This window comes from Paenibacillus sp. G2S3, from assembly GCF_030123105.1.
In the GTDB taxonomy this organism is placed as follows: Bacteria; Bacillota; Bacilli; order Paenibacillales; family Paenibacillaceae; genus Paenibacillus_AQ.
This window is the reverse complement of record NZ_CP126095.1, coordinates 5555813-5578766: the sequence shown is the minus strand read 5'-3', so window position 1 is coordinate 5578766 and position 22954 is coordinate 5555813. Positions and strand designations below refer to the sequence as shown.

At 47.1% G+C, this 22954-nt stretch carries 24 protein-coding genes and 1 riboswitch; of the genes, 21 read left to right on the top strand and 3 right to left on the bottom strand.

Going from position 1 to position 22954, the window contains the following annotated elements; genetic code table 11:
• Positions 1-166: 166 nt before the first annotated feature.
• Genes QNH28_RS24555 through QNH28_RS24540 form a run of 4 tightly spaced genes read left to right on the top strand, consistent with a single transcriptional unit; the run spans position 167 to position 3502 of the window.
• The gene (locus tag QNH28_RS24555) at positions 167-1009 is read left to right on the top strand and encodes a glycosyltransferase family 2 protein (protein ID WP_349655012.1); all 843 of its coding nucleotides are present in this window, start codon (positions 167-169) and stop codon (positions 1007-1009) included.
• The gene (locus tag QNH28_RS24550; RefSeq protein ID WP_283908934.1) at positions 1006-1989 is read left to right on the top strand and encodes a glycosyltransferase family 2 protein; all 984 of its coding nucleotides are present in this window, start codon (positions 1006-1008) and stop codon (positions 1987-1989) included. The genes QNH28_RS24555 and QNH28_RS24550 overlap by 4 nt, the downstream gene beginning before the upstream one ends.
• Entirely contained in the window at positions 1986-2723 is a 738-nt protein-coding gene (locus QNH28_RS24545; RefSeq protein ID WP_283908933.1) for a glycosyltransferase family 2 protein, read from the top strand. The genes QNH28_RS24550 and QNH28_RS24545 overlap by 4 nt, the downstream gene beginning before the upstream one ends.
• Before the next feature lie 47 nt (positions 2724-2770).
• The gene (locus QNH28_RS24540) at positions 2771-3502 is read left to right on the top strand and encodes a sugar phosphate nucleotidyltransferase (RefSeq protein WP_042191506.1); all 732 of its coding nucleotides are present in this window, start codon (positions 2771-2773) and stop codon (positions 3500-3502) included.
• A 29-nt stretch (positions 3503-3531) separates the two neighbouring features.
• Here the strand turns inward: QNH28_RS24540 and QNH28_RS24535 are convergent, their stop codons facing one another.
• Entirely contained in the window at positions 3532-4050 is a 519-nt protein-coding gene (locus QNH28_RS24535) for a GNAT family N-acetyltransferase (RefSeq protein ID WP_283908932.1), read from the bottom strand.
• Positions 4051-4308: 258 nt separating this feature from the next.
• Here QNH28_RS24535 and QNH28_RS24530 point away from each other — a divergent pair, with 258 nt between their 5' ends.
• The 5 genes from QNH28_RS24530 to QNH28_RS24510 all read left to right on the top strand — a co-directional run bounded on the left by QNH28_RS24530 (position 4309) and on the right by QNH28_RS24510 (position 6397).
• Complete coding sequence (locus QNH28_RS24530) at positions 4309-4563, top strand: nucleoside-diphosphate sugar epimerase (RefSeq protein WP_481858337.1); 255 nt, start codon at positions 4309-4311, stop codon at positions 4561-4563.
• A gap of 21 nt (positions 4564-4584) precedes the next feature.
• Positions 4585-4932: an alpha-helical endospore appendage domain-containing protein gene (locus tag QNH28_RS24525; RefSeq protein WP_349655011.1), complete on the top strand. Its 348-nt coding sequence runs from the start codon at positions 4585-4587 to the stop codon at positions 4930-4932.
• On the top strand, positions 4929-5231 hold the full coding sequence (locus tag QNH28_RS24520; RefSeq protein ID WP_283908931.1) for a hypothetical protein: 303 nt from the start codon (positions 4929-4931) through the stop codon (positions 5229-5231). Before QNH28_RS24525 ends, QNH28_RS24520 begins: the two co-directional genes overlap by 4 nt.
• 4 nt (positions 5232-5235) lie before the next feature.
• Positions 5236-5652: a FliH/SctL family protein gene (locus QNH28_RS24515; RefSeq protein ID WP_094876886.1), complete on the top strand. Its 417-nt coding sequence runs from the start codon at positions 5236-5238 to the stop codon at positions 5650-5652.
• A gap of 208 nt (positions 5653-5860) precedes the next feature.
• The gene (locus QNH28_RS24510; RefSeq protein ID WP_283908930.1) at positions 5861-6397 is read left to right on the top strand and encodes a GNAT family N-acetyltransferase; all 537 of its coding nucleotides are present in this window, start codon (positions 5861-5863) and stop codon (positions 6395-6397) included.
• 53 nt (positions 6398-6450) lie between these two features.
• On the opposite strand, the gene QNH28_RS24505 is transcribed toward QNH28_RS24510, so the two are convergent.
• Entirely contained in the window at positions 6451-6900 is a 450-nt protein-coding gene (locus QNH28_RS24505; RefSeq protein WP_283908929.1) for a DL-endopeptidase inhibitor IseA family protein, read from the bottom strand.
• 288 nt (positions 6901-7188) lie between these two features.
• Positions 7189-7287: riboswitch (purine riboswitch) on the top strand.
• Positions 7288-7354: 67 nt separating this feature from the next.
• Between QNH28_RS24505 and QNH28_RS24500 the strand changes: the two genes are divergently transcribed.
• The 3 genes from QNH28_RS24500 to wsfD all read left to right on the top strand — a co-directional run bounded on the left by QNH28_RS24500 (position 7355) and on the right by wsfD (position 12207).
• Entirely contained in the window at positions 7355-8692 is a 1338-nt protein-coding gene (locus tag QNH28_RS24500; protein WP_283908928.1) for a 5'-deoxyadenosine deaminase, read from the top strand.
• A gap of 198 nt (positions 8693-8890) precedes the next feature.
• Entirely contained in the window at positions 8891-10783 is a 1893-nt protein-coding gene (locus QNH28_RS24495) for an LTA synthase family protein (protein ID WP_283908927.1), read from the top strand.
• Between the two features lie 8 nt (positions 10784-10791).
• Positions 10792-12207, top strand: coding sequence for a glycan biosynthesis hexose transferase WsfD (gene wsfD, locus QNH28_RS24490; RefSeq protein WP_283908926.1), 1416 nt, complete (start codon positions 10792-10794; stop codon positions 12205-12207).
• A 101-nt stretch (positions 12208-12308) separates the two neighbouring features.
• Here wsfD and QNH28_RS24485 read toward each other — a convergent pair whose 3' ends face one another.
• Positions 12309-13061, bottom strand: coding sequence for an AAA family ATPase (locus QNH28_RS24485; protein WP_283908925.1), 753 nt, complete (start codon positions 13059-13061; stop codon positions 12309-12311).
• A 330-nt stretch (positions 13062-13391) separates the two neighbouring features.
• On the opposite strand from QNH28_RS24485, the gene QNH28_RS24480 reads away from it, so the two are divergent.
• From QNH28_RS24480 to QNH28_RS24440, 9 genes are all read left to right on the top strand, one after another.
• Positions 13392-14408: a CgeB family protein gene (locus QNH28_RS24480; RefSeq protein WP_481858406.1), complete on the top strand. Its 1017-nt coding sequence runs from the start codon at positions 13392-13394 to the stop codon at positions 14406-14408.
• A 51-nt stretch (positions 14409-14459) separates the two neighbouring features.
• Positions 14460-15575 (top strand): CgeB family protein, encoded by a 1116-nt coding sequence (locus tag QNH28_RS24475; protein WP_283912253.1) that lies wholly within the window; start codon positions 14460-14462, stop codon positions 15573-15575.
• A 450-nt stretch (positions 15576-16025) separates the two neighbouring features.
• Positions 16026-17489 (top strand): glycosyltransferase family 4 protein, encoded by a 1464-nt coding sequence (locus QNH28_RS24470; RefSeq protein WP_283908923.1) that lies wholly within the window; start codon positions 16026-16028, stop codon positions 17487-17489.
• 258 nt (positions 17490-17747) lie between these two features.
• A complete protein-coding gene (wecB, locus tag QNH28_RS24465) occupies positions 17748-18842 on the top strand; it encodes a non-hydrolyzing UDP-N-acetylglucosamine 2-epimerase (RefSeq protein ID WP_283908922.1) in 1095 nt (364 codons plus the stop codon).
• Positions 18832-19818: a polysaccharide biosynthesis protein gene (locus QNH28_RS24460; protein ID WP_042191479.1), complete on the top strand. Its 987-nt coding sequence runs from the start codon at positions 18832-18834 to the stop codon at positions 19816-19818. Before wecB ends, QNH28_RS24460 begins: the two co-directional genes overlap by 11 nt.
• Positions 19815-20654 (top strand): dTDP-4-dehydrorhamnose reductase family protein, encoded by an 840-nt coding sequence (locus QNH28_RS24455; protein ID WP_283908921.1) that lies wholly within the window; start codon positions 19815-19817, stop codon positions 20652-20654. The genes QNH28_RS24460 and QNH28_RS24455 overlap by 4 nt, the downstream gene beginning before the upstream one ends.
• On the top strand, positions 20651-21634 hold the full coding sequence (locus QNH28_RS24450; RefSeq protein WP_283908920.1) for an NAD-dependent epimerase/dehydratase family protein: 984 nt from the start codon (positions 20651-20653) through the stop codon (positions 21632-21634). Before QNH28_RS24455 ends, QNH28_RS24450 begins: the two co-directional genes overlap by 4 nt.
• Entirely contained in the window at positions 21631-22347 is a 717-nt protein-coding gene (locus QNH28_RS24445) for a glycosyltransferase (RefSeq protein WP_283908919.1), read from the top strand. Before QNH28_RS24450 ends, QNH28_RS24445 begins: the two co-directional genes overlap by 4 nt.
• Positions 22348-22354: 7 nt before the next feature.
• Complete coding sequence (locus tag QNH28_RS24440; RefSeq protein WP_283908918.1) at positions 22355-22930, top strand: class I SAM-dependent methyltransferase; 576 nt, start codon at positions 22355-22357, stop codon at positions 22928-22930.
• Positions 22931-22954 lie beyond the last annotated feature (24 nt).

Here is a 22954-nt window from a genome sequence, read left to right as displayed (position 1 = left end):
TGCTTCGTTTAAGCAAATGTGTCTCAGCCGAAGTTTGGCGGTGAGTACATTTGTCCTGTTTTCCAAATGACAGGAGACAAAGGCCGTTACCCTGTTCGGCGTAGTACATAAACTGTGATGTAACCCTCAGCCTGACGAATAGGCTCTGTAAGGAAGGTGGATGAGCATGAAGCCCAAACGTACTTCTGCCCGCCGCACGGGACGGCGGGTCTCTCGGATCAAGCGGCGGACTTCACGCCCAGTGCGGCAAGTCGCTGCAGTCCCTATCGTTAACCATCCAAATCCCTATGTTTCCGTTATTATTCCGGCCATGAATGAAGCGAGGACCATTGCGGGAGTGATATCTGGAGCTAGAGGGGTCCATCCGCGCTGCGAGGTTATTGTAGTCGTCAACGGATCAGCCGATCAAACGGCAGAAATTGCCCTTTCGCTTGGTGCGCATGTTATTTCCTATGAGTTGCCGCTTGGACATGACGCGGGCCGCAGTGTCGGAGCAGAGGCAGCTAAAGGAGAGATCCTCTTGTTTACCGATGGAGATTTAGTAATTCCTGCCTCGGGGCTACGTCCTTTCGTCACCGCTATTAGTGGTGGCGCAGACTTAGCGCTTAATAATTATTCCGGACCAGTACGAAGACTTTCGCCCCATCCGGTGGTGCTGTCCAAACATGCACTCAATATTTTGCTTGGCCGTCCGGATCTAAAAGGATGCTCGATGACGGCAGTTCCGCACGCAATCAGCCGCAAAGCGCTTGAAATCTTAGGGACTGAATCATTATCGCGTCCCCCTCTGGCACATGCACAGGCCGTTCTGAGTGGTTTACGTGTGGTAGCTGCTCACAAAGTACATGTAGGGAAACTGAATGCGGTCAGACGTAAGGAAGATGGCACAGATCCTTTGCAGCAGTTAATTACAGCAGATCATATGGAGGCTGTATCCCTCTTGCTTGAACACCGGGGAAACAGGGCGGGGTTTGGCGACGGAACCCGGCGCAGAGAGATGGTGAGATGATGGTTGCTCTGTTACAAGTATCTGGTAGCTCCACCGTTCGACGAGGAACAGCAACTCGTTCGGTAAAGAAACGTTCAGCGTCTAGTCAAGCTAAAACAACACTGGCACCCCGCCAAAGGGTAGCGAATCGTTCTGTAAAAGGAGGCTCGGCTACCGTTCGGTCGCCCATTCTGTCTCGGCAATCAAAGGTAGGTCGTGAGGCACTGAAATTACCGAGTTTACGTGGAACCTTGTCAGTAATTATCTCCGCGCGTAACGAGGAGCAGACCTTGGGACGTCTGCTGCAACAGGTTTCGCGGCTGGAACCTACTGAAATTATTGTCGTGCTTAACGGTTGCAGTGATAGCAGTTTTCCCATTTCCAGACAACATCGTCAAGCTGTAATTGTACATTGCCCGGAGTCTGTAGGACATGATGTAGGGCGGGCTATTGGTGCGAAGCTGAGTCGAGGAGATATTCTGCTTTTCCTGGATGGAGATATGGTGATCCCTGCATCTCAGCTCGGATTCTTCACAGCTGCTGTAGATGGTGGAATTGACGTGGCTCTTAATGATTTGGATCCACTGATGCCTTCGTTTGGATTATGCGACGATGTTACTCGTAGCAAGCTGTTTCTGAATTATGCTCTTGGACGGTACGATCTCGGAGTTAGCTCTATGACGGCTGTCCCCCACGCACTCTCCCGGAGAGCACTTGAGACCATAGGCTACCGTGAATTAATAGTGCCTCCTAAAGCCCAAGCCCTCTCTGTATTAAAGAAGCTAAGGGTGGAGAAAGTTGGAACGGTGAATGTGATTAAGCATAATCGGCTGCGTCAGGCGAATATAGGCGCTGGAAATGCTGTGGAGAAGCTAATCATAGGGGATCACGCAGAGGCTCTCCTTGAGGTACTTTCCCGGCAGGATGTTGGGGGCCTACGAAATAGCGAAATGCAGCGCGAATACCGCAGACAAGTAGCCGCTTGGAGGAACCGGATATGACGATGACCAGTATTATTATTCCGACCTACAACGCGCTGCCTCTGCTGCGGTCCTGTGTGGAGTCTATTCGTGCTTATACTCCGCTGCCTTACGAGATCATCGTTGTAGACAATGCTTCATCAGATGGAACGGATGCCTATTGCCGTGCGAATCGTATAACGTTTATTTCATTGCCTGAGAATCGAGGCTTTCCATCCGCATGTAATATGGGTCTACTGCTAGCATCGGGGGATGAATTATTGCTGCTGAATAATGATGTGGTGGTTTCCCATGGATGGTTAGCCAATCTGAAGAGAGCACTATATAGTGCTCCTGAAGTAGGTATTGTTGGGCCAGTGACAAACTATGCGAGTGGACGTCAACAGGTGAAGACTGATTATGAAAGTTTGCTGGATTTTCATAAGGCTGCAGAGATAACTAATCGTTCCAATCCTCAAAAATGGTTGGAGACTAGACGTTTGGTAGGATTATGTTTTTTATTCAAAAGAGAGCTACTTACTTCCGTAGGTCTGCTGGATGAGAGATACTCACCCGGACATTACGAGGACGATGACTATTGCTATCGCACCAGGCTAAAGGGATACCGATTGCTCATCGCAGGGGATTGCCTTGTACACCATGAAGGAAGTGCGAGCTTTAAGCGGGTATATCACACCGGACTACAGGAGCTGTTGGAACGAAATCGTAAGCTTTTTATGAACAAATGGAATGTGGATCCAACGAATTTCATATAAAGTGCAGATCCGAAGGCAAAGGACTTAGATAAAGAGGAGGAAAGTAAGTGAAAGGAGTCATACTGGCGGGCGGAACAGGATCCAGACTTCAACCGCTGACCCGGCTTATGAACAAACATTTGCTTCCGGTCGGCAAATATCCTATGGTCTGTTACGGCATAGATCGGCTTCGCCGGGGAGGGATTACCGACATTCTTCTGGTCATCAGCAAGCAGTCTGCTGGTCTGTATACGGATTTTTTAGGTAGCGGTGCAGCATTTGGTGTATCACTGACCTATAAAATTCAGGAAGCTGCTGGAGGCATTGCAGAGGCTCTCGATTTAGCAGAAGGATTCATTTTCCCTGGGGAACGGTTTGTCGTATTGCTTGGTGATAATCTGTTTATGGATGATCTGACGCCTTACGTGGAGAGCTATCTCCGGCAGCCTGAAGGTACAGCCAAGGTATTGCTGAAACCGGTGGACGACGCGCGTAGATACGGCGTTCCCGTGTTCGATAGTCAAGATTCTGCATGGATTGCTTATATCGAAGAGAAACCCGAGCATCCCAAGACTAAATTTTGCGTAACAGGTATTTATATGTACGATGAAGCTGTGTTTGACATTATCCGCCAAGTATCCCCTTCTAAGAGGGGGGAGCTGGAGATTACCGATGTAAATAATATATATGCTGCTAACCGCAGGCTCAGCTATGATGTTCTCAAGGATTGGTGGAGCGATGCGGGGACGTTCCAGTCTCTGCGGGAGGCGGGAGAAAAGCTCAAGGATGCACTGCCATAAGTGGCAGTGCTTTTTTTGTTGTGATGATACTACAGTAAGCCTCTGGGGTTTGCAATTCTCCACCAGATCAAATCCTCCGTCTCTAGGTATCTCTCTGAACCTAAACGCTCCAATACTTTATGCGAGGCTATATTATCTTTTTCAGTATCTGCGATTACATAGCTGGCTTGGGGATGGCTGAGAATCCACGTATTGATCGTCTGCAATGCCTCAGTAGCATATCCGTTTCTTCTATATTTCTCATCAATCACGTAGCCTATAGTAACCTCACCTTTTTCGTTCGGATAACCCTTAAGAATAATGAACCCAATAATGCACTGATCTTTCTGATGAATGATGGCCCAGTTGGTCAGCCATAGGTAATGCTCTGGGTCCTGCAGCACCTTTTTTAGCCGTATCTTCATCGCATATTGCATGTCATCGTCAAGCTCGGCACTGATGGCGTTTAAACCCAAATGTTGCTGAAGCCCCGAGTAATTTTCTATGGCTAGCGAGAGCTCTGTGGCATTTAAAGGCACTAAATCGATCCGCTGGCTTCCAAGCTGCATAATTCCCCCTCCAACCTTTGTAAATTAAAGAATTCGTATTTCACATTTTAATCCATTTATATGCATGCAGCAATTCTCAAACGTTTTTTATTTTTAGGACGCCAAAGGCATTTAAACTTGATTCTTGTTGCTTGAAGAGCCGCAACTTGCCTTCATAACCCCGGCACCGTCCCGGCTTCTGCCGCATATGCTGTAGCAGGGCGTTTGAGCAAAGGAGACATGAAGGTGCAGAATAAAATAACCAAAGTCCTGCAGCACATGGCCCATACGCACGAACAGATGGCGCGGATTCTAGACGCCGAGCGCCACGTGGCTGTCCGTATGTCGCAAATTGTCCACGATCTGCCAGATGCGGATCCCGATTTTGACGGTATCAGCGGGATGATCGAAAGCTCAACTCAGGTAAACAAGAATATCATTGCTTACTTGAATGCACTTGCGGATCTGGAAGAAGCGATGGCTGAAGGGGTAGGCAGAGTCATTAAGGAACTGAACGGTCAAGACGAAGAGTAGCGCTATAGGAGCAGGAGGCGGATGATGAGCAGAGAACAAGCATATCTGCAAATGCTGGAGTCGACCGCCACTATCCAGTGGAACATTGCGTTGATTCTGGAGGCTAAGGCGGTTGAAGCTGAAAAGGTAAAGCAGTGGGCACAGCATCATATCCATGCTAGAGCTTTCGAATCCCACGGTGAGCAGCTAAAGGAATCGATTTCCATTCACGAAGTTATCGTGGAGATGGTTGAAGGGCTGACTAAACTGGAGAATGGACTCTACAGCAATCTAAAAGCAGTGCTGGGCAGTGGTGAAGATGATGGTGGCGGAGAAGGTTTTGGAGACATGTCAGGTGATGGATTCAGTTTTGGAGAAGACAGCAAATGAGTGGGGACCGTCTCTCTGAACATGCCGTCAAGCTGGAGATGATCCGCTCCATTTCGCGCAGTCAGGCTGCTTTGGCGGCCATCTTGGAGAGCATCGCCGAATTGACGGGGCAATCTGAGCTGACGGCCCGCAAATTGAGCGACAATATCAGAGTCCTAAGTGGGTATCAGAGCGCGATGTGCCGGATGATGTCCGGCATTTCACTACATCAACCGAAACGGGGAATTCCTGCTGCGCCATGGCTGAGCAAGGCATACGCCGTAGGAACCTCCAGAGATCATGGAGCACAGGAGGAATAGAAGTATGAAGAAAAAGAGCCTTAGAACATTACGTTCAGGCAGAACCCGCAGACGCACACTGCTGCTCTCACGGAAAACGAAAGTGCGTAGAGGTCTAGCCCGCAAACCCCGCAGAGGACTTTCTCGGAAAATCGTTCGTTATGGAAAGACGAAGAAGGGTCTTTTGGTACGAAAGAAAAGAAGGCTCCGCCGCAAGCTTGTTCGAAAGGTAAGGGTTATACAAGCACCAGTTCATGTAGTGCCGGTTATCGAGGCTCCACCTGCCCCGCAGGTCATTCCGCTCCCCCCGGACCTTGGCGTTTCGCCGGAAACGCCACCGGCAGACGCCTTTCAGCAGGGGTACACCGAAGCATACAACGTGGGGTTCGACGCCGGTTTCGCCAAGGGCTTCGAGGACGGGCATAAGCTGGAGTTTAACTGAGCAGCGGCAGGTAATTTAAGAGGAAGGGACCCGGAGATCTAATCTATGACGCGTTTTTCTGATCATTCCGTGTCCCTCAACTTAGAGGGACTACATCCTCTCTGGAATCATCCTACTATCGGAATTTGTCTCCGAATATGATAGACTTCTAAAACGAGAATCTATTTAGACGGTTTTCAGATGTCGATATGAAAGAGGGGATAGCAGGATGCAAGTAGGAAATGGGATCAGAAAAGCTAGACAGGAAGAGATCGAAGAGATCATGGAATTGATCTCAAAATGTGTACAAGTTATGCAGGCCGCTGGAAGCGACCAGTGGGATGAGCGCTATCCGAATAAAGAGATTATCGAGCTGGATATCGCACAGGGTACCTTATATGTTTGTGAAGAGGGTCAAGCCATCGCGGGAATTCTTGTGCTGGATGAGAATCCTTCTGAGGAATATAGGAAGATCGAGTGGAAGCAAAATCAAGGGCCGCATCTGATTATGCATCGTTTAGCAGTTCATCCACATATTCAGGGCAAAGGAATTGCGACTAGATTAATTGCTTTTGCAGAGGATTACGCGGCGCTTAATGGTTACACAAGTATTCGGCTGGATACTTATGCGAAGAATACTAGAGCGCTGGAAATCTATCCCCGTCTTGGATATGACCGTAGAGGTGAAGTGGATTTTCCGGACCGCACGGCGAACTTTCCAGTATTCGAGAAGGTACTGAAACCGGAACTTAATCCGGAGTCTTAACATAAAAAAAGGTCCAGGGGGTTAGCCTCTGGACCTTTTTTCTTTTATTTCTCTTAACGGCATGTCTGGTATCGAGTATCGGTATTTTTTTGATCCCGGTTAAGGATAAGAAGTCTTTTACCGGATACGCCGATCAGGTAACGAACGTTAACGATATCTTCATCGCTCATATCATCAATCGACAGAACTGCTGTAAGGCGTACTCTCGTTGATGTACGACCAGTAATGGTGAGTCTTCTTGGGATAAAAGCAATGGTTCCTGTATCTCCCGATATTACATAGAGTCTGTTGTTTCTAGAAACGGTTTTTAAATTACAGAACATGGTGTTGCTCATTGTAATGCCCCAGTACTTTCTAAAATAAGAAATGACCTTAGCTCTGGTACTGAATCTAACCGGCAGGCGATAATAATCGGTGCCATCAACGCGGATCACTCTGCGAGAATCGGCAGAATCGTAGACTTCGAACCATACTTTTTCAGCAGCGGCGATGAATGCTTGCAACTCAGTTGGGGTTTGAGAAATTGTTGGCATTGGATCTCCTCCTCGCTATTACTTTATTAAAAGTGAAGCTAACGGTTCGGGTAATAGGACGAGTATAAAAAGCGGAACTTAAAAGTTATTGATAAGTAGTGTGGGAAATCATAATAAAAGTTATGTTTTATAACATAGATTTTAGGGTTTACCATTATTTTAATTGTGAAAAGCTATATTTAAGAAATTTGTGTTAGTTTAAATAACTTATATTGACACTAAACCTGTCTTTGGATTATGATTGCTTTATTAAATTTGGAATAGAATAGCTTCTCTTTTCGTATATCCTTAATAATTGGTTTAAGGGTCTCTACCGGAAACCGTAAATTTCTGGCTACGAAAATATGCTAAGGCATATTTTTGTGGCCTTTTTGTGTTACACCGTGAACCGGCAAACGAATGAATAATGAGGGGGAGAAGGACAATGGGGAACATCCTGATCAAAAATGCTGAGATCATTACAATGAACAAACAGGAGGAAATTATTGTCGGCGATGTTCGAGTGAAGGACGATATCATCGTAGAAATCGGCACTGGCCTGATCCCGCAGGGAGACGACCAGGTAATCGATGCTACAAACCGTACGTTAGTTCCCGGTTTTGTTCAGACGCATATTCATTTATGCCAGACGTTATTCCGTGGCAAGGGAGATGATCTGGAGCTTATGGATTGGCTGCGTAAACGGATCTGGCCGTTAGAGGCTGCGCATGATGAGGAGTCCCTTTATTATTCGGCGATGCTCGGTATAGGGGAACTGATCTCCAGCGGAACCACTACGATTGTTGATATGGAGACTGTTCACCATACAGACTATGCTTTTCAGGCCATTGCTAAAAGTGGAATCCGGGCCTTGTCTGGCAAGGTAATGATGGATCAAAAAGGGGGAGATGTACCTGAAGCACTGCAGGAGGATACCGCTTCTTCTTTACAGGAAAGTGTGGATTTGCTTGAAAAATGGAATGGCTATGGGAATGGACGGATTCAATATGCGTTCTCTCCGCGTTTTGTAATATCCTGCACCGAACCCTTGTTAACTGAGGTAAGAGATCTCTCTGCAAGGTATGATGTGAAGGTGCATACCCATGCTTCTGAGAATTTAGGGGAGATTGAGATCGTGCAGGCGATGACCGGCATGCGTAATATTGTCTATCTGGACCATCTAGGATTAGCTAATGAGCGCTTAATACTGGCCCATTGTGTATGGCTGGATGCTGAGGAGCGGCGGATTTTGCTGGATCGCGGAGTCCATGTAAGTCATTGCCCCGGTTCAAATCTGAAACTAGCCTCCGGAATTGCAGATACACCTGGGATGCTCCATGAGCATGTGTCACTAAGTCTGGGTGCAGATGGCGCTCCGTGCAATAACAATCTGGATATGTTTAATGAAATGAGGCTCGCGGCAATCATTCAGAAGCCTAAATATGGACCTACGACGATGGATGCCCGCAGTGTATTTCGTATGGCAACTATAGGTGGGGCGAAGGCGGTAGGGATGGAAGATAAAATCGGCAGTATCGAGGTTGGCAAAAAAGCAGACCTAGTGCTCCTGAATCTCTACAATTTCCATACCTTCCCCTCCTACGACGTAGATCCTATCTCTAGAATTGTATATTCCGCTACCCGGGCGGATGTGGAAACCACGATTATCGACGGAGAGATCGTGATGGAAAGGGGTCTGCTGAAGACTGTAGATAAAGAGATTGTTCTGAATGAAGCTAACCGTTCTATTAAAAGATTGCTTAAGTATACTTCAATCGTCTGAAGATTGATCAACTCATAGTTAACAGGGATATTCCAATGCCGAAAGGGCAGCGGGGCATCTCTTTTTTTGAGTGGAAGATAATTCTACCATTTTGATAAAAAAAGTAAGTATTGTTATACTAGAGCAACCTGATATTTTACAAATGACTAGAATAGATTTGATATTTCGAACAAATGAACATGTAAGAGGGGATTAAAAGTGAAAAAGCAAGGGCCGGATCGCGCCCATTTTTTTATCGTTGTTATATTGTTATGGTTAAAGCTGTTGCTTCTGAGAGTGTTGTTCTTTGATAGAGTTGCTTGGGAATGGATTGCAGCGGATGTAGCGCCAGTCCTATTTATCATGGGGATTTTAACGGTGATTACGCCATCTCGGGTAAGAACAACCGTCTATTGGATATTTAACGGTTTTTTATCGCTGTTGCTGTTCGCAGCCGCTGTATATTTTAATCACTTTGGTTCTGTTCCAACCTACCTAGCCTTATCTGAAATCAATCAGGTATTTCAAGTGAAGGCAAGCGTAGAATCTACCATAAAGAGTATTGATTACTTATTCTTCGCGGATTTTGTTATCTTCGCTATCTATGGTTTGATTCGCAGATGGAAACAAGGAAAGACCTACCCGCGTGAACGCTTTAGCTCCCGGAAGACAGGATTCGTGCATGTGGTGGTGATTCTGGTATCCATTATTGGAGGTTTTTCTTTATCGGCATATTCTGTCCACTCTGCTCAAGGGATTACGAATGAGCTTGTACAGGCAGAAACCGCCGGGTTTCTAAATTATGAGGTCGTTGCAGCTATTAAGATTAAAGAAGATAACAATCTCATTGGAACGGGTGATATTAAGGATACGATTGCGAAGGTTGACGCGCTGCAATCTTCCTATCCTTTTAGTGACAAGCCAGTGGGTACGACTCCTGATTATTTTGGCTCACAAAAGGGTAAAAATGTAATTGTGCTACAATTGGAAGCCTTTCAAAATTTTCCGCTGCATCAGTCCCTGAATGGTCAGGAACTGACGCCAGTCATGAATAAGCTAGCGGATGAGGGCTTTTATTTTCCTCATGTCTATCAGCAGATTGGTCCAGGGAATACGTCTGACGCTGAATTCATGAGCAACACTTCTATTTATCCGATTGGTACTTTGGCTATGTCTACCGGATTCGGGGACAGAGAATTACCAAGCTTACCACGACTGCTAAGGGATAAAGGGTATGAGGCGTATACCTTTCATGTGAATAAAGTAGGGTTTTGGAATCGAAATGAGCTGTATCCGGCGCTTGGGTTTAACGGCTATTATGACAAAGATCATTTTACGAATGATCATTTTAATGCGTTTGGTGCTTCCGATGAACAGCTGTATATTACGGGTGTCGAGAAATTGGCAGAGCTGCAGAAGAAAGGAACTCCTTTCTACGCACAGATGGTGACAGCTTCCAGTCATCATCCTTTCAAAATCCCAGATTCCTTTAAAAAAATCACTGTGCCTGACAATTTGAAGGATACGATGCTTGGTGATTATTTGACTGCTATAAACTATACTGATTATGCTATAGGTACTTTAATAGAAGGTTTGAAAGAAAATGGATTGTGGGATAACACGGTTCTGGTCATGTATGGCGATCACTTTGGCCTGCAGCCTCAGGATGTTTCACCAGAGCAAGTGGAAAGTGCACTTGGTATTCCATACGATTCCCGGATTAGCCGCTTTAATATCCCATTCATTGTGCGTGTACCGGGAATGGAGCAAGGGAAGGTAGTAGAGCGTACGGGAGGACAACTAGATATCCTTCCTACGATAGCTAATTTAATGGGCGTTTCACTACAACAAGAAGGTTTTACAGCCTTTGGTCATGACCTGCTCAACATTGATCGTAATGTGTTAGGGATGAGGTATTATTTGCCTTCCGGCTCCTTCTTTAATGATGACATTCTCTATGTCCCTGGAAAAGGATTTGCAGATGGTGGAGCTGTGTCGCTGGATACGCTCAAGCCGGTAACGGACTTCTCGAAATATCAGAGCGATTATGAGTATGTATTGAAGCTAATGAATTTGTCCGACGAATATGTGAAGCTGTTACCACAGAGATAGGGGGAATCATGAAAAAGTTCTGGAAACCGGAGTATCTTGTAAGCCTTGCCGGCTGCGGTCTCATTATTTATCTGCTTTTCGTAGGACCATTTATTGGTGTTGCCGATAATGGAGATTTCCTGCGTATGATGAATACCATCGGTCTGAACTACTATGATACTGCAGCATCGTATACCGACCAGTTTTTTAATTACAGTCATTCTAGTTTTGCATATGAGAGTTTGTTCAGGGGCTTCTATCCTTCTTCACAGATTTTGCTTGTGCTCGTACCGAGGTTGATCGGCGGGCTCATCCATGGCAGCTTTTTTGATGTTAGATTGCTTGGTGCAGTTTACGGTCTTCTTTTACTGTTGGCGACCTGGCTGTTGGTGAAGTATAATGCTCGCGGCTCTTATGTTACTGGGCTGTTGCTAGGTGCAGCTATATTATTTGTATTTTACGATATTGGGTATTTGGCATACTTTAACTCCTTGTTTGGAGAACCGGTATCAATGGTGTTCATGCTGCTGACCTTTGCGCTGGGGTTAAGACTAACTAGCCAAGAAAAGCCTACGACTAAAGGGTTAACCTTGTTCTTTATCGCGATTCTCTTTCTGGTCACCTCCAAAATTCAGAATGCGCCGATTGGGATTGCTTTTGCGCTAATCTTCCTGCGGTTTATGACGCTTGACGGTGAGCGAAAATGGAGAAAGCTGGCCTTACGCTTTTCGATTGCCATATTTCTGGTATCCATCGTTATGTACATGACGGCGCCGAAAGAGCTGAAGCATATTAACCTGTATCAGACCGTGTTTTTTGGTATTTTGAACGAATCCCCGGATGTTAAGGGAGATTTGCAGGATCTCGGATTGCCGGAGCGGCTAGAGGTACTGGCGGGTACGAATTATTTTCAGACCGATACGGTCATCAAACAGGATGATCCTTCGCTGGTACCGGATTTCTACGACCGAGTATCCCATAAGGATGTATTGTTCTTCTATCTAAAACATCCGGGACGGTTAATAGATAATATGGAATATGCTGCGAGTAACAGTATGGCGATTCGTCCTTATTATCTAGGGAACTATGAGAAGAGTGAAAATAAGCCAGCAGGCGCATTATCCTACACTTACAGCGGGTGGAGCGAATTCAAGAATAAGCATATTCCGCATACGCTCGGATTTCTCTCTCTATTTTATCTAGTGTATTTTGCCGGGGCACTGTTCCAATATTTCCGTAGCCGGGATGTTCGGGGAAGAGTTGCTGGTGAACTGCTGATGTTATTAGGACTGATAGGAATTTTCTCCTTCTTGGTTCCGATTCTTGGGGACGGAAGGGCTGACATCGGTAAGCATTTATTCCTGTTTAATGTGTGCTTCGATATGATGGTTGTAGTCATGTTTGGATGGATTGTACACAAGATAGTGGGGATTGTAAGACGTTAGTTTAAAGACTTTAATTTAAAAAATAAATCAAACAGCAAGTTTCCGATTATGGAGACTTGCTGTTTTTTTAATTATAGGGACGTCGAAGGCGTTTATACTTGTCATTCATCCTCTAATAGCTCACGCAACATCCCTTGACGATCGTTCATAAATGCTTTGGTCACGGTATAATGTTCCGTTTCCTCCAAGGCGACGGACCGAATTCCTTCTCCCTCCAGGAGTAGAATTTCAGCACCGGGATAGGACATCAGAATGGGGGAATGAGTAGCAATAATAAACTGTGAATCCTGCCCGACCAGCTCATGCATACGCACTAGCAGAGACATTTGACGTAAGGGAGAGAGCGCTGCTTCAGGCTCATCGAGGATATAAAGGCCACGGCCTCCAAAACGATGAACGAACGCAGCCAAAAAAGATTCTCCGTGCGACTGCTCATGCAGAGATTTGCCTCCGTAGGAGTTTTTGATCGGTGGGCCACCGGGCTGTTCATCTAATTCATCAATGTAGGAAGCCACATTATAATAGCTCTCCGCACGAAGGAAAAAACCGTCCTTCGGACGTCTAACCCCTCTAGCAATTCTAAAATACTCATAGAGACTCGAATGCGAGGAACGAGTGTTAAAAGAGAAGTTAAGTGTTCCACCTTCAGGGTTAAAGCCCCACGCAGCAGCAATTCCCTCTAGCAAGGTAGATTTCCCTGTGCCATTCTCCCCAACAAGAAAGGTTACTGGTTTTTGAAAAACAAGACGATCCAGTGTTCTTACGGCTGGCAGATGAAATGGATAGGTTTGGAATGATGGAACCTGGTCCCGAAGCAGTTCTGCATGGCGCAAGTACAACGTGGTGTTATTCATAATGTCCCCCTTGTGAATGCCATAAATAATCATTTCCGGTCAGATATGACGAGATTAGAGTCTCAAGCTAGACCTTTATAGTATACCAGCATTCTGTGAGTGGATGAAATCTTCTAAGGTTCGGGCAAGCCGGGCAAAAGACAGGGGACATCTGCCAATTTAGTTCTAGTAAAGACAGATGTCCATGAGGCGAGTGCTGACTCCGCATATAGTTATACTGTCTTGAGAATACGACGGGGCAGGGTGAAGGCCGTGAAAGCGAGAAAGAGAAAAAGACACAAGCGTCCGCGAGAATATCGCGACGGTTATCACGAAGGATATCATCTTGGTATGTGTGAGGCTGTGCAGCGTCTGAATACTCCAGGGGTCGAAGCTTGCCGACCATTTAAATTAATGTATGTTCCTCAAGGATTTCAGGCGATCGACACTGGCGTAACAGAGGCGTTGCAGCAGCTTGTAAGTGAGCTTGTAATAAGCACTCCTGAAACGATGCTGGAAACCGCGGCTCGGGAAATGCCTGAGGCAGTGCTAGTGATGAACGGGCTTCATGTATTCCCGGAAAATCATTTAGAGCAGATTTCGGAGATCAGAAAGCTAGGCATCAAAGCCGCCATCTGGTTTGTGGATGATCCTTATTTTACAGAGGATACTTCAGTCATTTGTAGGCATTATGATCACGTATTTACGCATGAGCTGGGTTGTGTGGAGTTCTATCAATCCCTTGGGGTGTCATCGGTTCATTATTTGCCACTATGTGTCAATCCAAAGATGTTCTACCCACGGCGTACCGGCCCGCAATATCAGTATGACATTGTATTTATTGGCAATGCGTTTCGTAATCGGACAGAGCTGTTCGACGAACTGGCACCTTATCTTAAGGGCAAGAAGGTGCTTATCGCTGGAGGGTTCTGGGAACGCCTCGCAACCTATGATCAACTTACACCTTTTATCAGCAATGGCTTTATCCCGCCAGAGGAAACAGCGAACTACTACAGTGGTGCAAAAATAGTCATTAATATTCACCGCCCGTGGGAAGAGGGGCAGGATAACCGGAATAGCTACCGCCTTCCTTCACGTTCCATTAATCCGCGCACCTATGAGATCAGCGCCTGCGGTACTATGCAGCTTACGGATGTTCGTGAGGATCTGGGCAATTATTATCGACCTGGTTATGACCTGGATACTTTTGGCTCCGCTAAGGAATTGCAGCAGAAGATTGAGTACTATCTGAAGCATGAAAAAGAGCGTCGAATCTACGCTTTACGGGGATTACGGACTACAATGCGCAACCATACATTCACTGCGCGTTTGCCTCATTTGCTGAATGTGATTGCTTCACGTGCATGAAATCTATAACGGGATAAAGGAGCGAGGATTATGAACAATAATGAATTTATTATGCCTACACCGCCATTACCTCTGACACCTCCAGAGGAAGAAAAGCTGCGTGGTCGTCTGAGTGGTTTCAAGGGTGGTTATGATGAGGGCTATTTACGGGGGCGCCTTGCGATTCTGAATGGTCGACCAGAAGAAGTATTTCCTGTACGGAATATTCATGTCATGTATGTCGCTTCTGGCAAAGGGTACCCTTACTCTCCTTTAGATGATGCGGTTCTTTGCGCACTGCAAAAATTAACAGCTCAAGTCACGATTACGGATGTGCGGCAAAATCTAGTAGAGCTGGCTGCAGCGCAAAGACCGGATCTAGTACTGGTGCTGGATGGTATGGATTTACCACTTGAGCAGATCGATGCGATTCGTACGAGTGGCATCCGGACAGCTATTTGGCTTACAGATGATCCTTATTACACTGACTTTACGATCAAGATTGTGGCGCATTACGATTTTGTATTCACTCTTGAACGTAATTGTATTGATTTCTACCGGGGACTTGGTTGCCCTGAGGTACATTATCTCCCCTTTGCTGCTCACCTGGAACATTACCGTCCTACTACCACACGTTCGTCAGTAAATCGGGAAGTTAGCTTTATTGGCTCCGCCTATTGGAACCGGGTCAACTTCTTCCGTGAGATTCTTCCTGATCTGATGAACTATAACACAGTGATTAACGGAATCTGGTGGGATCGTCTGCCTGAGGCTCCGCTGTACGGTGACCGTATTGAAATTGGCAAATGGATGTCCCCACAAGAGACAGCTGTAGCTTATAGCGGTTCCAAAATTGTCATTAACCTACACCGCTCGCACATTGATGAAGTAGTTAACAACAACTCTCTCTCGATTTCAGCCGTTTCTCCTAATCCGCGTACTTTTGAAATTGCGGCAACAGGTACGTTGCAATTAGTAGATGCCAGAGATGATTTGGGTTCCTTCTACAAACCGGGTGAAGAAATTGAGACCTTTGCGAGCCCTCAGGAAATGATGGATAAGATCCGTTATTACCTAACCCATGAGGAGGAACGCCGGGCGATCGCGCTGCGCGCCTTTGAACGGACGCTTAAGGATCACACCTACGCAAAGCGTATTTCCCAGATGTTAACGGTAATCTACGGCTAGACTTGTTGTGCCTGAACTGAATATAGAAATGTGCGCTTAGCAGGGGACAGGTGTCGTGCCGGCATCTGTTTTTCCTCGATATACTGTAGAACCGGTCCTCAGCGTATGCCTGTAACCTGATGAAAAGAAGCTGCATCTGGAGCGGCTTGTATAGCTGAGCGAAAGCGAAGGGTGAGTTATGGGCTGAGAGGGCGAGACTCGGTCTAAGCGAATGCTTCTGAGCGAGTTTTACTGCGAAGTAAGAAAGTAAGCAATCCTTCGTAAAACTAAGCGAATGCTTCCGAAGCAAGTTTTACTGCGAAGTAAGAAACTTTAGCAATGCTTCGTAAAACTAAGCGGATGCTTTCGAAGCAAGTTTTACTGCGAAGTAAGAAAGTAAGCAATCCTTCGTAAAACTTTTAGGGAGGTGAATGGCTGCTCCAGGCCCTCGTTAGGGAGCGCCGAAACGCCATGGCTGATAAAGCTACAATCGTCCTCTTTTCACATGTATCCAATACACGCAGTATTACCGGAGCGGAGAAGCTGTTATTGTTTTTCGCTCAGGAGCTTTCTCCGTACTTTAATTGTATTCTCGTGGCACCTCAGGACGGCAAGCTGACTACTCAGGCCCGAAGCTGCGGAATAAGTGTACAGTTTCTCTCGATTCCTCTTTTATATGGAATGTACACTCCTTATGCAGGGCTCGAGGCAGATGCTCGTAAATTCCAGGAAAGCAGGGAGTATCAGGAATTAACAGACTGGCTGACCTCTCTGCGTCCGGCGTTTATTATTACAAGTACCTGTGTGCATGCTTTGCCAGCAATGGCTGCTAAGTCACTGGGCATTCCGGTGGTTTGGAAAATATCAGAGACGATAACAGACAATGAATATACATCCATTAGTGTCGGGCTGATTCATCGGAATAGTGATGAGATTCTGGCTATTTCACAGACGGCAGCAGCGTGCTTTCCAGAGGAAGTGAGAGCGGAGAAAGTGATTCAGCTTCCCCCTTCTTGGAATGACAAAGAGATGATGATTGAGGCTTGGAGCAAGCTTCGGGGCGAACGACGGCGAGAGCTAAGGATTAAACCGCAGGAGCAGCTGGTCGGTTATATTTCTTCCTTTATAAATAAGGAAAAAGGATTGGAACATTTTGTGAAAATGGCTGTGCTTGTGTACGCGGTTCACCCTAGTACGAAATTTGTTGTCATAGGCTCAGCTGGTGACAAAAGCTACTATGATCGCTGTGTCCGCAAGGTAAAGCTTGAGGGACTGTATACTCGCTTTAAATTTGTTGGTTATGCTGAATGCCTTCCTTCTGCTTATTGCGCTATGGATGTGCTGGTTGTTCCCAGTCTGATCCGCGAAGGCTTCGGAATGACCGCTTTGGAAGGATTGGCTTTCGGAAAGCCCGTGGTCGCTTACGACTCCGGGGGCTTGCGGGAAATCCTGCACGCAGCAGGCTGCGGCGAAAATCTCGTGCCAGCGTCGGACATTTCCGCGCTGGCCGAAAGAGTCAACGTCATGCTGGCGCAGCCGGGACTGGCGATAACCATAGGCGCCCAAGCGCGGGAGCGGGTTGACGCTGTTTATGGTCCAGCGGCTTATCGAAGCCGCCTGCAGGGTCTTGCGGAGATGTGGAGCCTCCGCTATTGCAGCGCACCACCGGTGCGCGAGGCTGACAGCGTGGTGGAACCACTCGCTGTCCTGCCTGAATTGCCCGTAGCGTCGCCGGCTTTGCCGCGAAGCAAGGGCCTGCCGAGCCGCGTCGCCCGTAAGCGGCGCGGCAAAGCCCGGGCGCGCAAGCGAAGCGGGCGCCCATTGGTTTTGCGCCGCGCTGCTCGCAAGCGGCGCAAGGGCTCTGCCCGGCGGCGGAGCACCGCCGGGGGCAAGCACCGCCGAGCCCGCCGGGGTGGGCGGCGGCGCGCGGCGTAAATGCCCTGCTTGCCGCGAAGGTGGCAAGCTGAGCGGAAAGAGGGCATTTATGCCCTCGATCGCCGCGAGTCCGGCCAAATGAGCGAAAAGAGGGGCATAAATCCCCCCGATCGCCGCGAATCCAGCCGGAACCGCCAAATAAACGGTATAAATCCCGTAGATTGGCCCAGTCCCGATAAGCGCCCCATTTTCTTTAAAGCTTAGTCCACCTGACTGAGCCAAGTCAGACTATCATCAAACAGGCAGGGGAGTGAACTCATGAAGATCATGACGATTTTAGGCACGAGGCCTGAAATCATCCGCCTCAGTGTAATCATTCCGCTTCTCGACGAACATGCTGAGCGGCATATCCTGGTGCATACAGGCCAGAACTTTACCGCCAGTCTCAGCGGTATTTTCTTTTCTGAGCTGGGACTGCGGGCGCCGGATTATGTGCTGCAAGATAAGCAAGCAGGACTCGGCGGCCAGCTTGCCGCCATGTTCGGAGGGCTAGAAAGCATTTTACAGAAAGAACAGCCAGACCGTGTCTTGCTTCTGGGGGATACGAATAGCGCATTATGCGCGATTTTGGCCGAACGGATGGGTATTCCGGTAGTGCATATGGAAGCGGGAAACCGCTGCTATGACCTAAAAGTGCCCGAAGAGAAAAACCGCCGTGTCATAGATGCCGTTTCGACCATTAATATGCCATATACACAGCAGAGCAAAAGACATCTAATCAGCGAAGGCTTCCCAAGCAGACGTATTGTGTTAACAGGAAATCCGATTCATGAGGTCATGACTCATTTTGAACCAAAAATCCAGGCTAGCAGTATTCTGGAGCAGCTGAATCTTACCTCAGGGCAGTATTTCCTTGTAACAGCACATCGTGCAGAAAATGTAGATGATCCAGAGTCCCTTGTACAAATTATGTCAGGTCTTAACGCAGTGGCTGAGCATTTTGGAATTCGTTTAATATGCAGCATTCATCCTCGCACTCGCTCCAAACTAACCGAGCAACTTTCTCTTCCAATGAACCCTCTCGTTGAATTTCATGAGCCCTTCGGATTTTTTGATTTTGTTTATTTGGAACAGCATGCCTTGTGTGCCATCACCGACAGTGGGACCGTACAGGAGGAATGCTGCTTGATGAAAGTGCCAACCGTTACGATTCGCAGAACAACGGAGCGTCCAGAAACGGTAGATTGCGGAAGTAACGTGGTGTCAGGTGTGGACCAGAAAAGTATTCTGCGCAGCGTCAAGCTGATGACAGCGCTCCGTCGGGATTGGGAGGCTCCGGAAGGTTACTTGACTCCGGATGTTTCGGTAAAGGTAGTTAAATTTTTGCTTGGAGGGAACCTGCATGTTCAATAATAAACGGATTGTGGTCACAGGCGGCACCGGTTCCTGGGGGCATGAGCTGATTAGGCAACTTCTGCCGCAAAATCCTAAGGAAATCATCGTCTTCTCCCGCAGTGAATCCGCTCAGGTGGCGATGAGTCGGGAGTTCGAGGATCAACGTCTCAGCTTTATCATTGGTGATATCCGTGACAAGGATGCGCTGATCGCCGCTTGCCGTGGCGTTGATTATATCTTCCATTTGGCGGCGCTCAAACATGTTCCGGTCTGTGAAGATCAGCCCTATGAAGCGCTCAAAACCAATGTTGTAGGCACTCAGAATGTGATCGAAGCAGCCATTGTGAATGGCGTTGAGAAGGCCATTTACATCTCTACGGATAAGGCTGCGAACCCGTCGAACTTCTATGGAATGACCAAAGCGATTGGGGAAAAATTGTTCGTCTATGCCAATCTAATTGGCTCAAACACCCGTTTTGTAACCGTACGTGGAGGGAATGTGCTCGGAACGAACGGCAGCGTAGTGCATTTGTTCATGAAGCAGATCAAGGACAAGGGACAGGTACGCATTACCGATATGAAAATGACCCGTTTCTTTTTCACCCTACGCGATGCAATTACATTGTTATTTAAAGCTTCTGAGGTTAGCTTAGGTGGGGAAATCTTTGTCATGACGATGCCGACCTGCCGGATTATCGACCTGGCTGAGGTGTTAATTGAGGCCTCTGGAGAGCCGAATGTAAGTATTATCGAGACCGGAATTCGTCCGGGGGAGAAAATACACGAGATTCTAATGAGCGATTTCGAAAGCTTAACAACCGTTGTCTACGATGAACAGTATCTAGTGATACTCCCTACGCTGAACATGCCAGAGTTAAAGGCACATTATAGCGCTTATCCTCATGTCTCTTTTAATAGCTTTAGCTCTGAGACGAATCTAATGGATCAGGAAGAGATCAAGAGCATCCTGATTCGGGGAGGGTTCCTGCAATGAAGCTGCTTATCCTTGGTGGAAACGGTATGGCGGGGCATATGCTGGCGGATTATTTTCGCCGCCAGGGCAAGCATCACGTCTTCCATACAACCCGGGATAAGAGTGATCTTGGCGGGCTGTATGTAGATGCAAACGATATAGCCGGAGTAGAGAAGCTGGTCGATATCGTCTCCCCCCATTGCATCATTAATGCGATGGGGGTACTCAATCAATTCGCAGAACGTGACAAAATAGGGGCTTACCACGTGAATGGCTTTCTTCCGCACCACTTGTGGCGAATGGCGGAAGCTGTTCATGCAAGACTTATCCATATCAGTACCGACTGCGTGTTTGAAGGAACACGCGGAGGGTACACCGAGCAGGATGCTCCTGATGGAACCTCTGTCTATGCGATTTCAAAAAGTCTTGGTGAGGTGCAAAAACCTGGACATCTTACGATCCGCACTTCGATTATTGGTCCGGAAATCCGCCCAGACGGTATTGGTCTGATGGATTGGTTCCTGGCACAGCGTGGTCAAGTATCAGGATACCGCCGGGTGATGTGGAATGGAGTCACTACACTCCAATTAGCTAAAGCAGTGGATACGCTGCTGGATTCCACGGTATCGGGGCTGATTCACTTAGCACATCCGAAGCCGGTAAGTAAGTATGAGCTGCTTCAACACATTCAGGCTACCTTTCATAAAGAGGATGTAGAAATCATCCCTGAAGATGAACATGTTCAAGATCGAACATTAGTGAATACAAGAACGGATGTTAATTTGCCGTTGCCTTCGTACCCCTTGATGCTGCAAGAACTGGCTGACTGGATGAAGCAGTCAGAGATGTCCCCATGAAAGGTCAAAAACTACTGATTACCGGGGCGGCCGGATTCACCGGTCGACATGCTGTTCATTTGTTCTCGGCAGGAGGCGCTGAGGTTACCGCTGTGGTGCGTCCGCCATCGACAGCGGGTGTCCTCGCTTCCGCTTTGTTTCCAGAAGGAGTGAAGGTTTATCACTGTGATTTAAGCAATCGGAAGGCCGTTGCTGAGATGATAAAGGAAACTACACCGGAGGCTGTCCTTCATTTGGCAGGAAACAACTCGGTGCCTGAGTCTTGGCGTAACCCTTTGCTCTTTATGGAGACGAATGTGATGGCTACGTTATATTTGCTAGAAGCCATGCGAAGTCTACCTACCAGTCGGATTCTTGTAGCAGGCTCGCGACTTAAATTCAAACCCGGTGTGGTGGCAGGACCACCACACCCATATAGCCTCAGCAAAACAATAGAAGAGCTGGTGTCCTTAGCTTGGGGGACGCTGTTTAAACAGCCCGTTCTGCTGGCTGAGCCCTGCAACCTGATCGGTCCCGGTCCTTCTACTGGCTTCTGCTCTTTATTGGCACAGCATATTGTTCGTAGTGAAGTCCATGCAGGCGAAGAAATACCTCCCTTCAAACTTTCTTCTCGCTATGCATTACGTGATTTTTTGGATGTACGCGATGCTGTAAGAGCTTATGACTTTATATTGCGCAAAGGTACTAATGGAACCATCTACCGAATTGATTCAGGAACGCAGCGGCAACTTGGCGATATTGCGGAGCAGCTAATAAGCCATTCCATTGCTTCGGTTCCGATGGATTGGGGACCAGAACAAGCTGCTCTCTCTATTCCGGAAAACGGAGTGGCGGGGGATCGATCAACACCTTCAGACGCCTCTGCAACACCGGAGGAAAATGTATCTTCACTGGGCTGGAAGCCAGAAATCGAGTTTAGTCAGTCCTTAACAGATATTTTGGACTATTGTCGTGCGAACTGGGAAGGACGGATGTTATGAGACCGAAAGTATCGGTAGTGATCCCTTTTTATAACTGCCCTTATATAGAGCATGCCTTGCAAAGTGTGCTTTCACAGTCTTGGGAACCTTACGAAATCATCGTCGTCGATGACGGCTCGACCGTTCATGCAGATCTGATTCGACCGTATTTTCCGCGAATTCATTATTTGGGAAAAAGCAACGGAGGAACCGCCTCCGCTCTGAATCACGGCATCTTGCATGCAACCGGAGACTATGTGGCCTGGCTCAGCTCAGATGACTTATTTTACCGAGACAAAATCAATAATCAGGTGCTGTTCATGGAACAAAACCACCTGTTAATCTCCTATACCAACTTCAATTATATTAACGGTCAATCTCAGTTGATTCAGATGAACGCAGCGCAATTGTTTCCTAGTTACCTCGATTATTTACGTTGTTTTTTACAGGGTAATCCTATTAATGGCTGTACGGTGATGTTCAAACGAGAGGTGTTTGGAGCGATTGGGCTTTTTAATGAATCACTTCCCTATACACATGACTATGATTTATGGTACCGCGCGATTCTGAACGGGTATGCACCTGTTATGCTGAATCAGTCACTCACCGCTTACCGTAATCATGAAGGGATGGGGACGCTTAAATATTACGATGTCATTATGGCAGAAGCAGCTGCAACTAACGCTCGTTACAAGGGTCCGCTCCAGCATTTGATCTCTTCTATGGGGGGGTAAGAAGGTTATGTACCGGGTAATTGAAGTGAATGACTTTCTACCAATCTTATTGGAACAATTGAAATTCTGTGAAAGTATACTGGATATCGGCAGCGGCACCGGTACCCTGCTTGAACGGTATGAAGCCGCAGTAGTCCTTGGACTAGAAATTCACAGACCTTACCTACTGCATCGTAAATATAAATCACCTCATATTATTCCTGTGCACGGGGATGCTTGTCATATGGATAAATTATTCCTTCCTAAGACGTTCTCAGCGGTCACTTTTATCGATTCCATAGAACACTTTGAAAAGAAGGAAGGACAGAGATTACTCGGGATGGCAGAGAGGATCGCCTATAATCGTGTAGTCGTATTTACACCTCGGGGTTTTTTTCCGCAGGAGGGAATGGACCATTATCACTTGCAAGGAGAACATTATCAAAAGCACCGGAGCGGATGGGAGCCGGAGGACTTTATGGAGCTGGGGTATGCTGTAACTGTACTTAAAGGCTTTCATCATGCTCAAAATCCATCGTTTCGTGAAGCGTTTGGTGAAAGTCATGCTCCGGTAGATGCCTTATTGGCTTGCAAAACAGTATAAAGGCCGAGCTTCAGGTGAAGGAGG

Bases quoted from the DNA above. Each gene is read 5' to 3' on its own strand.
- QNH28_RS24475 (WP_283912253.1), top strand. From the start codon at position 14,460: ATGCCTACACCGCCATTACCTCTGACACCTCCAGAGGAAGAAAAGCTG.
- QNH28_RS24515 (WP_094876886.1), top strand. From the start codon at position 5,236: ATGAAGAAAAAGAGCCTTAGAACATTACGTTCAGGCAGAACCCGCAGA.
- QNH28_RS24440 (WP_283908918.1), top strand. From the start codon at position 22,355: ATGTACCGGGTAATTGAAGTGAATGACTTTCTACCAATCTTATTGGAA.
- QNH28_RS24550 (WP_283908934.1), top strand. From the start codon at position 1,006: ATGATGGTTGCTCTGTTACAAGTATCTGGTAGCTCCACCGTTCGACGA.
- QNH28_RS24450 (WP_283908920.1), top strand. From the start codon at position 20,651: ATGAAAGGTCAAAAACTACTGATTACCGGGGCGGCCGGATTCACCGGT.
- QNH28_RS24555 (WP_349655012.1), top strand. From the start codon at position 167: ATGAAGCCCAAACGTACTTCTGCCCGCCGCACGGGACGGCGGGTCTCT.
- QNH28_RS24470 (WP_283908923.1), top strand. From the start codon at position 16,026: ATGGCTGATAAAGCTACAATCGTCCTCTTTTCACATGTATCCAATACA.
- QNH28_RS24500 (WP_283908928.1), top strand. From the start codon at position 7,355: ATGGGGAACATCCTGATCAAAAATGCTGAGATCATTACAATGAACAAA.
- QNH28_RS24510 (WP_283908930.1), top strand. From the start codon at position 5,861: ATGCAAGTAGGAAATGGGATCAGAAAAGCTAGACAGGAAGAGATCGAA.
- QNH28_RS24460 (WP_042191479.1), top strand. From the start codon at position 18,832: ATGTTCAATAATAAACGGATTGTGGTCACAGGCGGCACCGGTTCCTGG.
- QNH28_RS24545 (WP_283908933.1), top strand. From the start codon at position 1,986: ATGACGATGACCAGTATTATTATTCCGACCTACAACGCGCTGCCTCTG.
- wsfD (WP_283908926.1), top strand. From the start codon at position 10,792: ATGAAAAAGTTCTGGAAACCGGAGTATCTTGTAAGCCTTGCCGGCTGC.
- QNH28_RS24445 (WP_283908919.1), top strand. From the start codon at position 21,631: ATGAGACCGAAAGTATCGGTAGTGATCCCTTTTTATAACTGCCCTTAT.
- QNH28_RS24455 (WP_283908921.1), top strand. From the start codon at position 19,815: ATGAAGCTGCTTATCCTTGGTGGAAACGGTATGGCGGGGCATATGCTG.
- QNH28_RS24530 (WP_481858337.1), top strand. From the start codon at position 4,309: ATGGCCCATACGCACGAACAGATGGCGCGGATTCTAGACGCCGAGCGC.
- QNH28_RS24535 (WP_283908932.1), bottom strand. From the start codon at position 4,050: ATGCAGCTTGGAAGCCAGCGGATCGATTTAGTGCCTTTAAATGCCACA.
- QNH28_RS24520 (WP_283908931.1), top strand. From the start codon at position 4,929: ATGAGTGGGGACCGTCTCTCTGAACATGCCGTCAAGCTGGAGATGATC.
- wecB (WP_283908922.1), top strand. From the start codon at position 17,748: ATGAAGATCATGACGATTTTAGGCACGAGGCCTGAAATCATCCGCCTC.
- QNH28_RS24480 (WP_481858406.1), top strand. From the start codon at position 13,392: ATGTGTGAGGCTGTGCAGCGTCTGAATACTCCAGGGGTCGAAGCTTGC.
- QNH28_RS24485 (WP_283908925.1), bottom strand. From the start codon at position 13,061: ATGAATAACACCACGTTGTACTTGCGCCATGCAGAACTGCTTCGGGAC.
- QNH28_RS24525 (WP_349655011.1), top strand. From the start codon at position 4,585: ATGATGAGCAGAGAACAAGCATATCTGCAAATGCTGGAGTCGACCGCC.